Annotated in this window: 11 protein-coding genes; 4 read left to right on the forward strand and 7 right to left on the reverse strand. The window is 40.0% G+C overall.

The annotated features are described in order from the left end of the window. Window positions 1-26: 26 nt before the first annotated feature. Genes AOC35_RS08965 through AOC35_RS08975 form a run of 3 tightly spaced genes read left to right on the forward strand, consistent with a single transcriptional unit; the run spans window position 27 to window position 3,264 of the window. Window positions 27-1,118: a mandelate racemase/muconate lactonizing enzyme family protein gene (locus tag AOC35_RS08965; RefSeq protein WP_108646752.1), complete on the forward strand. Its 1,092-nt coding sequence runs from the start codon at window positions 27-29 to the stop codon at window positions 1,116-1,118. Next, window positions 1,115-2,287 (forward strand): mandelate racemase/muconate lactonizing enzyme family protein, encoded by a 1,173-nt coding sequence (locus AOC35_RS08970; RefSeq protein WP_108646753.1) that lies wholly within the window; start codon window positions 1,115-1,117, stop codon window positions 2,285-2,287. Before AOC35_RS08965 ends, AOC35_RS08970 begins: the two co-directional genes overlap by 4 nt. Beyond that, the gene (locus AOC35_RS08975) at window positions 2,284-3,264 is read left to right on the forward strand and encodes a tripartite tricarboxylate transporter substrate binding protein (RefSeq protein WP_108646754.1); all 981 of its coding nucleotides are present in this window, start codon (window positions 2,284-2,286) and stop codon (window positions 3,262-3,264) included. Before AOC35_RS08970 ends, AOC35_RS08975 begins: the two co-directional genes overlap by 4 nt. 88 nt (window positions 3,265-3,352) lie before the next feature. Here AOC35_RS08975 and AOC35_RS08980 read toward each other — a convergent pair whose 3' ends face one another. Both AOC35_RS08980 and AOC35_RS08985 read right to left on the reverse strand, forming a co-directional pair. Further along, window positions 3,353-4,813: an MmgE/PrpD family protein gene (locus AOC35_RS08980; protein WP_211307498.1), complete on the reverse strand. Its 1,461-nt coding sequence runs from the start codon at window positions 4,811-4,813 to the stop codon at window positions 3,353-3,355. Between the two features lie 24 nt (window positions 4,814-4,837). Continuing rightward, window positions 4,838-5,860, reverse strand: a complete 1,023-nt coding sequence (locus tag AOC35_RS08985; protein WP_108646755.1) for a ketopantoate reductase family protein — start codon at window positions 5,858-5,860, stop codon at window positions 4,838-4,840. A gap of 142 nt (window positions 5,861-6,002) precedes the next feature. Here AOC35_RS08985 and AOC35_RS08990 point away from each other — a divergent pair, with 142 nt between their 5' ends. Beyond that, complete coding sequence (locus AOC35_RS08990) at window positions 6,003-6,929, forward strand: tripartite tricarboxylate transporter substrate binding protein (protein ID WP_245898563.1); 927 nt, start codon at window positions 6,003-6,005, stop codon at window positions 6,927-6,929. Between the two features lie 69 nt (window positions 6,930-6,998). Here the strand turns inward: AOC35_RS08990 and AOC35_RS08995 are convergent, their stop codons facing one another. The 5 genes from AOC35_RS08995 to AOC35_RS09015 form a co-directional block, all read right to left on the reverse strand. Further along, window positions 6,999-7,313 carry a c-type cytochrome gene (locus tag AOC35_RS08995; RefSeq protein ID WP_108646757.1) on the reverse strand — a complete coding sequence of 105 codons (315 nt, stop codon included), beginning with the start codon at window positions 7,311-7,313 and terminating at the stop codon, window positions 6,999-7,001. Window positions 7,314-7,331: 18 nt separating this feature from the next. Further along, a complete protein-coding gene (locus tag AOC35_RS09000) occupies window positions 7,332-8,999 on the reverse strand; it encodes a pyrroloquinoline quinone-dependent dehydrogenase (RefSeq protein WP_108646758.1) in 1,668 nt (555 codons plus the stop codon). 82 nt (window positions 9,000-9,081) lie between these two features. Beyond that, entirely contained in the window at window positions 9,082-10,164 is a 1,083-nt protein-coding gene (locus AOC35_RS09005; protein WP_108646759.1) for a mandelate racemase/muconate lactonizing enzyme family protein, read from the reverse strand. A 20-nt stretch (window positions 10,165-10,184) separates the two neighbouring features. Further along, window positions 10,185-11,207 (reverse strand): Bug family tripartite tricarboxylate transporter substrate binding protein, encoded by a 1,023-nt coding sequence (locus tag AOC35_RS09010; protein ID WP_108646760.1) that lies wholly within the window; start codon window positions 11,205-11,207, stop codon window positions 10,185-10,187. Between the two features lie 97 nt (window positions 11,208-11,304). Then, window positions 11,305-12,225: an acyclic terpene utilization AtuA family protein gene (locus AOC35_RS09015; protein WP_159077534.1), complete on the reverse strand. Its 921-nt coding sequence runs from the start codon at window positions 12,223-12,225 to the stop codon at window positions 11,305-11,307.

Consider the following 12,225-nt stretch of genomic DNA (forward strand, 5'->3'; position numbering starts at 1 on the left):
AAAATTTTGGAGACGCTTCTAGGCTTATGACAATACGTTTTGCACAAGCAATTCCGGTGAGTATTCCCTATGAAATCGGCGGGCCTAAACCCACTTTTGCGGGTATCCCACGGAAAATGGAGATCTTATTTATCCGTATTGAAACCGATGATGGGCTAGTTGGTTGGGGTGAAGCTTTTGGACTGTCTGTTTGGCCAGCAACTAAGCAAGCTTTTGAGCATTTAATTGCACCACTCATGATTGGGAAAGATGAGACGGATATCCCAACCATCATGAATCAATTACAAAGACAACTCCATATTTTAGGACGAACTGGCCCCGTTACCTATGCATTATCAGGTCTCGATATTGCCCTTTGGGATTTAAAAGGAAAACGTGAAAAGAAGTCTTTAAGCGAATTAATTGGTGGAATGCCACATCAATCCTTTGCTTGTTACGCCAGTTTGATGCGTTACGGCACAATTGATCTCGTCAAGAAAAATACCGAAGATGCCCTCACTAAGGGTTTTAAAGCGATTAAATTACACGAAGTGGGTGTGGACAAAGTGCATGCAGCTCGAGAAGTCATGGGGCTAGATTTACCCTTAATGATAGATGTCAATTGTCCTTGGAGTCTGCAAGAAACGAGGGAGATAATCGATCAACTTCAACCATATCAATTGTACTGGTTAGAAGAACCAATTTGGCCTCCTGAAGACTTTAAAAATCTAGCGAAAATAAAAAGCGAAGGCAAGATGGCGATAGCAGCTGGTGAAAATAATTTAAGCTTAAAACATTTTGAACAAATGCTGGAGTCGGATGCAGTGAACTATATCCAACCAAGTGTGACGAAAATTGGTGGCATTTCTGAAATGTTAAAAATTATCTCGCTTGGAAAATCATTCAATATTCCAGTAATGCCACACTCTCCTTACTTTGGACCTGGCTTATTAGCAACCTTGCATCTCGCAACGCTTTTACCTGAGAAGCCCTTAATTGAATATTCATTTGCTACTCTAGAAAATAATCCTTTAGGTGCTTCAGTCTTAGTTCGAAATGGAGAAATCATGGTTCCGACTGGACCTGGGCTTGGGTATGATCCTGATGAAACGATGATTCGAGCGATGACTATTCAATGATAAATTTATCACTCCTACCTTCGAACCCACTCCAGCAAAATTCTTTTAGTATTAAATCGATTAGCACCTATATCTTTAAAGCACCAGTTAAAAAACCGGTCGTTTCAACTTTAACAACGGTGAACACACGGGTAGCATTATTAGTAAAAGTCGAAGACATTGACGGTATTGTTGGTTGGGGAGAAATTTATGCCACTTTACCCTCTTTTGCAGCCGATCATAAAAGAAACATCGTTCATCAAATTCTATTTCCTTTATTAAAAAAAGAAGTCTTTGAAACACCTCAAGCATGCTGGTCATATTTAGAATCGAAAACGCTAGCCATGCAAATTCAGACAGGAGAATTTGGTCCATTTTCTTCTGCGATTGCTGGCATTGATTGCGCTATTTGGGATCTCCTCGCCAGAAAAAATCATCTACCTCTTGCTGAGTTTTTAGGTGGAGAAAGACGACCTTTACCCGCTTATGCAAGCGGTCTCAATCCTGCCGACGGTCCTGAAGTGGTTGAGCAAAGTCGAGAGTTAGGCTTTACTGCCTTTAAACAAAAAATTGGTTTTGGTGAATCTGTTGATAAAAATAATCTATCCAAAATATCAAGTCATTTACAAAAAGATGAACAACTTTTTGTCGATGTAAATCAAGGTTGGACGATTACTCAAGTTCGACAGATTGCACCGATGTTGAATTCATTCCCACTACATTGGGTTGAAGAACCACTTATAGCAAATGCAAGTGTAGAAGACTGGCTAGAGTGTGCCTCCTTACTCAATGCGCCACTTGCTGGTGGTGAGAATTTACGGGGTGATGATTTTGCAAAGCAAAGTGATTGGTTAAAGGTGATTCAACCTGATGTTGGTAAATGGGGCGGAGTAACCGGCAATTCGATGGTTGCTAAAGCAGCACTCAATCATCAGTTGCGTTATTGTCCTCACTGGCTAGGTAGCGGACTTGGCCTGATGACCTCGGCTCATGTCTTAAGCGCCATTGGGGGAAATGGTTTATTAGAAATGGATGTGAATGAAAATCCATTAAGAGAAATTTTGGCTGAACCTTTTCCCACACTTCAAAACGGTCAGTTGAATCTACCAGACCAAATTGGTATCGGTGTTGTACCTAATTTAGAAAAAGCCAATCCTTGGCTAACCCACTATCAGGAGTCAATCATATGAAATTTCAAGTAGTCAAACAACTATTTATCCTGTGCAATATGATGTTTTTAATGTGTCTCTCGACACTTGCGCAATCTCAAACATTCCCGAATAAACCTGTAAAACTTGTAGTGGGATTTCCTCCTGGTGGCATGGCGGACATTGTTGCTAGAGAATTAGGGGAACGCCTTAGTATAGTTTGGAAACAATCTGTAATCATCGAAAATAAACCCGGTGCCTCAGGAACAATTGCAGCAGATGCTGTTGCTAAAGCGAATCCCGATGGCTACTCCTTACTAGTGATCTTAACTAACCACGTGGTAGTAGCTAGTATTCGACAAAAACTCCCCTATGATTCCTTTAAAGATTTTGCTCCCGTTAGTCTCGTTGGAGACTCCCCACTTGTCTTAATGGCAAATCCGAAGTTACCAGCTAATAATCTAGCGCAGTTGGTCAGTCTAGCCAAATCCAAGCCAGGAATAGTAACTTATTCAACACCAGGTGATGGCTCAATCCACCATCTTTCGCAAGAGTTAATGGACTCAACTTTAGGGATTAAGATGGTCCACGTTCCGTACATAGGTGGTGCACCAGCAATGTTAGATACAATGACAGGCGTTGTTGACCTTAATATCGGCAGCCCTTCTCAGGCAATTCAACAAATCAAAGCAGGTAAATTGAAAGCCATATCTTATTCAGGTTTAAAACGTTCACCACTTTTACCAGAAGTACCAACGGTCGCTGAGACTTTAATTCCAGGATTTCAGGCAGCGCTTTGGGCGGGCGTTTTAGCACCAGCGAAAACTCCGAGAGATCTTATTAATAAAATCCAAAGTGATATTAAAGTGGCTATGAGTGGTCCTGAGATTAAAGACAAAATGGATAAGCTTGGGATTGAAATTATTTCCAGCTCGCCTGAAGAGTTTGATCAGTACTTAAAATCAGAATTTAACAAGTGGAGCAATGTAGCTCGTCAGGCAAATATTAAATCTGAGTAAATCGATCACCTGAAGTATTTTCTACGGAAGCACCTTAACCTAAGCAACTCTATCCTAGATGAAAGGATAGAGTCTTCATTAGCTATTTCTAGCGAACGGATAATTTTGGAAATTTACCAACATCAGCAAAGGTATTAATTTTCCAACTAGCATCTAACAAACGATTCGCATTTTTAATTGGCAGAATTTCATCGACTAAATCATGGAACTTCTCATTTAATTGTGCATTCGTCATTGGCTTTTCAACACTGCCAACAGCGTTTTCTACAAACTGATTTAAAACTTTTCCATCATTAAGAGTAATTGTCAAATCGCCTGATTTTTTAGGAATGTTAGGATCTACTTCCACTTCAATTTTATTTCTTAGTGCAATGGTTTTAGGATCCAAGACAATCGCATCCGAATATTCTTTTTCTCCGGCCTTACCATTTAAGATTGCCACTGCTACGGAGTGGTAAACACTAAACTTACCCTCCAAACCAGTTTGAGGTTGTTTCTTGCCGGTTAATTCGAGCACCATAGGATTCCCCTTTAGCTGGATGCTCTTAATTTGATCTGCTTGCAATTGGTATTTGTTACGTAATTGAATCGCTGCATCAATCGCAGGGTGAATCACAATCCCACAAGCAAAAGGTTTATAAGTATCTAGTGCCGTCTCAAAACGGACTCCTAAATCATCTAGCATCTCATGATAATCACGGTTGACGCTGAGTGAATTCGCCCAACCAATCCGTGATTCAATCGTTTGATTTGAACTCGTGAAGTTGTTCTTTGCTAGCAATGCTGAAAACAAACCACTGGATGCCGAACGGCCTGGATTAAAACTTTTGTTCATCGAGCCAAAAGATTCTCTAAAACCAACTGGCTGAGAAGCTGCTAAACCAATCGCCCAAATCATTTGCTGTTCAGTCAAACCCATTAATCTGCCAACGGCAAGTGCTGCACCGATAGTTGGAGTTGTACCAGAAACATGCCAACCAATTCCGGCGTGACCAGGATGAAGAGCGTTCGAGAGTCGAATCGACATTTCGATTCCTAAGTAGAACGAAGTTAAGAATTCTTTGCCAGAAACAGGACGATATTCAGCATAAGCCAATAATGCACTAGCAATCGGTCCAGCAGCATGGACATTAGTAACTAAGTGGGTATCATCAAAGTCAAACACATGACTTGAAACACCATTAATAAAAGCGGCATTGAGAATATCAAAGCGCTCTTTTCTGCCTAGTATAGTTGCCTGATTAGACTTAGAAACAGGTGCTAAACTTTTAATGGAAATATCAACTGCTTCGTGCCGACAACTTCCTGTTGTCACACCTGAAAAGTTCACAAAGGCCCTTAGACATTCATCAACGATCTTAGTTGGCAGATCCTCATACTTTACATTTAAAGCATATTGAGCCATTCTTCTTGTAGCATTTTGGCCTGGATTCGCATCTGTCTTAACAGCTTGCGCTAAAGAGTCTAAGGGAGCTACTAAGGATGCCCCTAACATTGTTGAAGAAACTTTTAAGAAATTTCTTTTGTTATTACTCATTAATTGATTCATAGTGTCTCCTAAATAATTATTACTTTAATTTAATAGTGATTGAATTCTTTGTAAATTTTTTTCTTCAGCAGGATAAATACCTTCATCTATCATTTGATTCATTTTCGTGACGGCCGTATTCATTGGCGTTGGAACATTGCATTCCAGACCTTTTTTCACAACGTAACCATTAAGATAATCAACCTCTGTACGTCGTCCTTTTGCATGGTCTTGTACAACAGCATTTCTTGAATGAGGTCCAATATGTTTGACGAGGGTCTTGAATAATAATTCCACTGCATCACGGGGTGATCCATCAAAATCACTTTGCTCTAAACCAAACACTGGCTCAATCGTGAATCCCATTTGTTTGGCCACCAAAAAGGTTTCCATGCCTGCGGCTAAAGCAATTTCAAAAAATCCATCCAACAGGACCGCTTCTGAAGATTTCATACCTAGCATCCCAATGGGTCCTTGGGTCATGGAATTGGCAATCAACTTAGACCATTTAGAGCCTAAAATATTACTAGAGACTTCAGGTGTGCCAACATGTGTAAAGATTGCTTTGAGCATTTCTAATCGAGGTGTAAGTTGACCATCCAGTTCACCGAGGCCAATCCAAGTTCCTTGACGGTTGGTATTTCGCTGGACCTTACCCGGTTCAGTAATGGCGGCTGATAGCTCAATGACGCATGGCACATCACGCTCTTTCCCAATGATCGGGGCAACCCATTCATCATTGAAACTATTTTGCACACAGACTAACATTCCATCTGATTTTAAATAGGGTTTAATAAATTGCGTTAACCACATACTATCGTAAGACTTAGCACACAATAAGACGATATCTAACTGAGGATTTAAGGTATAAATTTCATTTAAATGATAAGCCTTTACCGCTTGCTGATGCTCACTTCCAGGCATACGAACAAAGAGTCCATGTTGCTTCATTGCATCCACATGTTCTGGCCACTGATCAATGAGAATGACGTCATATCCAGCTTCCACCAAGTCCAGTCCGATGCTGGCGCCAATTGCCCCTGTGCCTAAAATAGCAATTTTTTGCATTGCAATGTCTCCACTAATTTTTTTGTTTAGAATGTATTAGTAGTATAACTACTTAAATATAACTATTAAGAGACCTATTTTGCAAAATTTCAAACGACTCAATCGGAGTCTATTTTATTGTTTCGCACTTCTTTTGAACCTAGTGTTTGTTTCAAACATCTTAGCGGAAGAAGTTCAGTGGCCTACACGTACTGTAAAAATTATTGGGCCCGCTGCTGGCTCAGGGACTGATTTAACCGTCAGAATCCTAGCAAAGTATCTAACCAAAATTTGGCAGCAACCTGTCATTATTGAAAATAAGCCAGGCGCTGGGGGCTCCATTGGTACTGCCTTTGTAGCTAAATCCGAGCCGGATGGATATACGCTACTGACGCAATCAGCCTCCTATGCGGCGAATCCATCGATTTATAAGAAATTACCCTATGAGCCAAGTAAGAACTTTATCGATATCGATATTTTGGGAATGACTCCTTATGCCCTAGTCGTCAATGCAGAACAGCCGATTAAATCAGTTAAAGACCTCGAGACGATGGCTAAAATCAAGCAATCGAGTATGGCATTTGCCTCTGCAGGAATTGGAAGCTCAACGCATCTTGCAGCTGAGTACCTCAATCAAACCCTTGGGATCAAACTCTTACATATCCCCTATAAAGGATCACCAGACGCAATTGCTGATGTGATGGCTGGCCGGTCAACTTTTTATATGGCTCCTCTTGATGCTGCCATGGGAATGATTAAATCGGGTCGCCTTAGGGTCATTGGTTTGACGAGTAAAAATCGTTTGGAAATCATGCCAGATATACCAACTATTGCGGAACAGGGATATAGTCAGTTTGAGATCAGTCTTTGGGCTGGATTATGGGCACCAACAGGTACACCCTCCGCTATTATTGAAAAAATTAATCGAGATATTGGTGCCGCGATGCTTGACCCTGAAGTAAAAGATGCTTTCCAGAAGGCCGGAATTCAATCTCGTCATATGAGCTTGGAACAAGTAAAGCAATTTGTCAAAGCAGATATTGTTAAATATCAAAAAATTGCTACTGCTGCGGGCATTGAACCACAGTAAAACCTAATAAAAAAGAGTATTTATCAAAAATCATAAAGAGTAATTGCAAATCGATGCAATTACTCTTTTTTATAAACTAGCAGGCACAGATTGTAAGTAAGACCATAAGGCTTCTAATTGGTCTTTACTAAGAACATCCTCCCATGGGGGCATCGCATTTTTTCCGTAAGTGACTGAATCAATAAATCGAATCTTACTATCCCTTGGGAACTTACCTAAATCAAAGCCCCATTGTGGATTTTTCATTTCAGCACCATGACAGGATGAACAATATTGTTGATAAATCTTTTCTCCCAATGCTATCGAGTTTGTATCATCGGCAAGGGCGTTAAGAACAAAGAAAAAACCAAACAATATCAAACTAAATTGTTTTTTAATTTTCATTTTATTATTAATCAATCTTCAATCTTTTAAAGGTAAGGCAAATACAGTAACAGAACCACCCGTTGGAACTTTATCACCAGCAAAACGTTTTGGGTTAGCGCCACCAATTCCTGAAAGAACTGCTACATACTGACGACCTTTATAAGAATATGTGATAGGCGGCGCATTAATTCCTGAGCCAGTTTTAAATTGCCATAATTGCTTACCAGAATCTTGATCCAACGCAATAAATTCGCCGGTTAACTTGCCAGTAAACAACAAGTCACCCTCAGTCGCCAAGACTCCAGCTGAGTTATACATGTCTGTAATCGGCGCACTCCAGACTACTTTGCCACTTACAGGCTCAATAGCTTTAAAAAATCCAAGTGGTTCGCCTGCAGGGGTTTTGAAACTAGATTGAATCCCTGTATAGTCCGACCCTAGATTAAATTGAGGTTTCACATACTTCATATACCTGGCTTGATTCCAAGAGTTTATATACATCAAATTTTTCTTAGGATTAAAGGCGTTTAAAACAGCATTCGTCCCCCGCGATGGAAAAATTTCAACAGTTTCACCATTCATTGCCCGACTTAATACATCTGTTAAAACGGGACGGCCAGTTTTTAAATCGATTTCACTCGCCCAATTTACTTTGACATAGGGCCTAGCTGATATAAGTTTGCCATTGGTACGATCAAGTACGTATAAGAAGCCATTCTTATGCACATTAAATAAGACCTTTCGATCTTCACCATTTATTTTGACATCCGCTAAAACACTTTCGGCAGTAGAGTCATAATCGTAACTATCGTTGGGCACGTATTGATAAAACCAAACTATTTCGCCAGTTTTAGGACGAATCGCTAAGATACTAGATGTGTATAAACTATCTGCACCATCTCGAAAATCTGGATTATAAGGTTCTGCATTACCTGTCCCAATATAAATCAAATCGAGTTGTGGATCATAGTTCGCAGACTGCCAAGTAGAACCTCCGCCATATTTCCATGCGTCAGGTTTATTTTTTGTTGGCCAAGTCTCTGAACCTGGTTCGCCAGGAGCTGGAATCGTATAAGTTCGCCAAAGTTGTTTACCAGTCTCTGGATCAAAGCCACCAATAAAACCACGCGATGTCGTATCACTCCCTCCCATCCCACTAATCAATACTCCATTAGCAATCATGGGGGCAATAACTCCTTTAGTTCCATCCTGCCAGTCAGCAAACTTTGTATTCCAAATTTCCTTACCAGTTTTCATGTCTAATGCCATCAAATGATCATCGACCGATTGACGGAACAGCTTACCGTTATAGATAGTTGCAGATCCGCGCATAATGGCGCCACCGCCTGCCACGCGAAGTGCAGCGCGTTCATATTGAACGGGAGTTCGCCAAATTTGACGCCCTGTTTCTAAATCAAAAGCAAAGGTCCAGTTACCATTAACCACATACATCACACCTTCAAATACGGTTGGTTGAGCATGCTCTCCCATCTCATTACTGACACTTGAGGTCCAAACCGGCTGCAGTTGTTTTACGTTTTGTCTGTTAATTTGCTTTAACGAACTAAACATTTTTAGATCGTATCCTAGTCCAAAATTCACCACATTTTCTGGGTTTTTAGAACCTGTCAGTAAATCTTGATTAGTTTGTGCTCCTGCTAAAAAACTAAGTCCCAACAGGCTTACTAAAAGAACTTTTTTCATGAATCTGTCTCCTATTTTTTACTACTGTGTGAAAATCTAGCTAGCTTTCGCTATTCCTTTTCGTGCATTTACTATCAATTCATTAATACAAAAATTGTTGTACTGCTTTTTGATCAAAATTAAATCCCCAACCAGGCGTTGTTGGCACATTGACAGTGCCATCTGAATTCAAACTTAATTGCTCTTGATATAAAGGTGAGAACCACGGCATAAATTCTACGTAGATTGCATTGGTCATTGTTGCTGCTAAAGGTAATGACATTTGCGTAAATAAATGCGGGGCAATTGCAATATTGGCTGCCTGAGCTAATTGAGCCACTTTCAACAGTTCAGTCGGCCCGCCCATTCTTTGTAAGTCAGGCATCAAAATATCTGCAGATTTTTTCTCCATCATTTCAATCATGCCAAGAGCTGTAAACTCATTTTCACCACTCGCTATGGGCGTATCGAGTGCTGCAGCAATTTGCGCCTCACCATAATGATCATTAAAAATGACTGGCTCTTCAATCCAAGCCAATTGAAACTCTTCTAACTGTCTGCCAAGACGAATTGCATGGGATACCGTTAATTGCTGATTGCAATCAGTCATCAATTCGATCTCATTGCCGATAGCTTGTCTTACTGCTTTGACCCGCGCAACATCATCAGCTATTTTTTTCGAACCAAGGGACATTTTGATTGCTTTAAAACCTTCTTTAACTAAAACTTGCGCCTCGTTTTGTAATTCCGGGATGGATGCAGAAAGTCGCAAACTGCCACTACGGTACATTGGTAGTGTCGTTTTAACTACCCCTAGTAATTGACTCACATTTTGATCAGCATGCTTAGCTTTTAAATCCCATAAAGCGGAATCAATCGCTGATAAAGCAATAGCGCCCACGCCCCTTTGGCCTAAAAATACTAGTTCACGCCAGATCTGAGCAACAAACTCTCCATGCATGCGAATATCACGATCAATAATCAAGCTCTCCAAACTCAGAATCATTTCTCGGATTAAATTTAATCGAACCCCGTTTAAGGTAAAAACCATGCCTTCACCAATATGTTCGTTTGTTCTCAGAGTAATGAGCAAGGCATCAGCAGAGTGAATCACCATTTTGCCACTTGGAATTGGCTTATCAAGGGGAACTTTCACCGCTTGAATTTGTAATGATTTCACTTTCACGATGTGTCCTTAGAAATTATTTATTCAGCTTTGATGTTGGCATCTTTAACTAATTTTCCCCACATCGCAAAATCAGCTTGTAAGAATTCTTTGAACTCATTGTTGTTGCGATAATCAGGAATTAATCCTAACTCTTGCATTTTTTGTTGTATTTGGGGAGTTTGAACAACAGCAGCAAATTCTTTACCTAATTTTTCAGTGATTTCAACAGGAGTTCCTGCCGGTGCAAAAGCACCTTGCCATGTTTCCATTTGATAGCCGGGTACTGCAATATCAGCGATTGGTTTGACACCTGGTAACGCAGGTATTTCAGACTTACTACTCACCCCTAATGCTCTGAGTCGACCACTTTTAATAAATGGACTTGCTACTGGCACAACTTCAAAAGCTAAATCTAATTGACCACCAATCAAATCTGCCATGACTCCAGGTCCCCCTTTATAGGGCACATGCTGCATTGAAGTCCCAGTGAGATGCATGAACACTTCTGCAGATAGATGATGCGCACTTCCTAAACCACTAGTACCATAATTTAAACTACCTGGTTTATTTTTTAATTCTTTGATGACGTCATTAACCGTTTGAAATCGACTATTTGCTGGCACAACCAAAACAGTTGGCCCTCTATCCCATAAAGAAAGGGGCACAAAGTCTTTGATCGGATGATAACCAGAACTCTTCGTTAAGTAATAGTTCGTCGCATTCGTTGTGGTGTTTCCAGCTAGTAATGTATATCCATCTGGTGCAGCTTTCGCCACATATTGAGCTCCGACCATACCAGATACACCAGGTTTATTTTCAATCACTACCCTTTGACCTAATCTTTCAGAAAGTAGGGGCACAATTAAACGTGCAATTGAATCAACTCCCCCACCAGCTGTATAAGGCACAATTAATGTAATAGGTTTTTGAGGAAAAGAAGTGGACTGACTATAGGATGGATTTGCTAAAAAAGTCATCAGACAAACCATGATACTTAAGATAGCAAAAGGAATACCGATAGAATTTCCCGATAAACGATAGTTAAAATCATTTACTCTCATTGCGCGTCCCCAATTATTTATTTTTAATAATGATAACTGAAACTGTGCCCAAAAACGAATTTTGAACTACTAGTTTTATAGGGGCTTACACCGATGATTAGTTACTGGATTCTGAGGGAATATTAAAGTGGCGTCCCTTTACTCCTCGAAGCATTACTTGATTTTTGCCGAGATCTTCTACGACTAACTTTTCGAGATCAGCAACAATATCTTGGCTAACAAAGTTTCTAGGATGCTCAATCTCGTAAAGTTTTTTAACAATAAATGCATTAAGAGATCCCTTTTCGGAATCGGGCCTAGAAATAATGCAACTACCATCGTCAAAAAATTCTACCGTAGACAATTTATCTGAATGCGTTGAGGCGCCCTCAGAGTCACTCGTTAAATGAGCTGCTTGCAGTTCACAATTGAGTAAATAGGCAATGATCGATGTGCTAGCAAGTTGATTTTGGTTTAATTCGGTCCAATCAAAATGGGCCATTGTTGCGCCTTGCATTAAAGACGAATAAGAGAAATTTTTCGTGAAGACGATCTTAGCGCCAGATGAAAGGCACTTAGAAATATCTAATCCTGATTTGAGTTCTAAATTAAAAACTAAATTTCCTTGATGAAATAATTTATTCCACTCCTCTAAACTTTCAGAGTAAGTAGTCTGTTGATACATGAGATCTTGATCGTCAATCACTATTTGAGGCTGGGATAAACCAAGCTCAGTAGCAAGCTTGATAATTTCTCTGACGAAAAGTTCTGGCGAAGAGTTACCATAATTACAAAGAAGTACAACATTGTTCTTCAGGCATTTGGACAATAACTCTTTCGATTTGGTGTCAAACAAGTTTGCCCAAATATTTTCTTGAAAAGTCGTATCGGTTAATTTTGTAAAATCGTAGCTAATAAGATTTTCGAAAACAACAGCGCATGGCAACCCTCTTTCGACCATCTCATTCAATGTTTGAATAAGCGCATCTTTCTGAGTACCTAAAAAGCACTTCGCGTACGTAAGGTTAAGATTTTGCAA

It is taken from the genome of Polynucleobacter rarus (assembly GCF_003072505.1).
GTDB lineage: Bacteria > Pseudomonadota > Gammaproteobacteria > Burkholderiales > Burkholderiaceae > Polynucleobacter > Polynucleobacter rarus.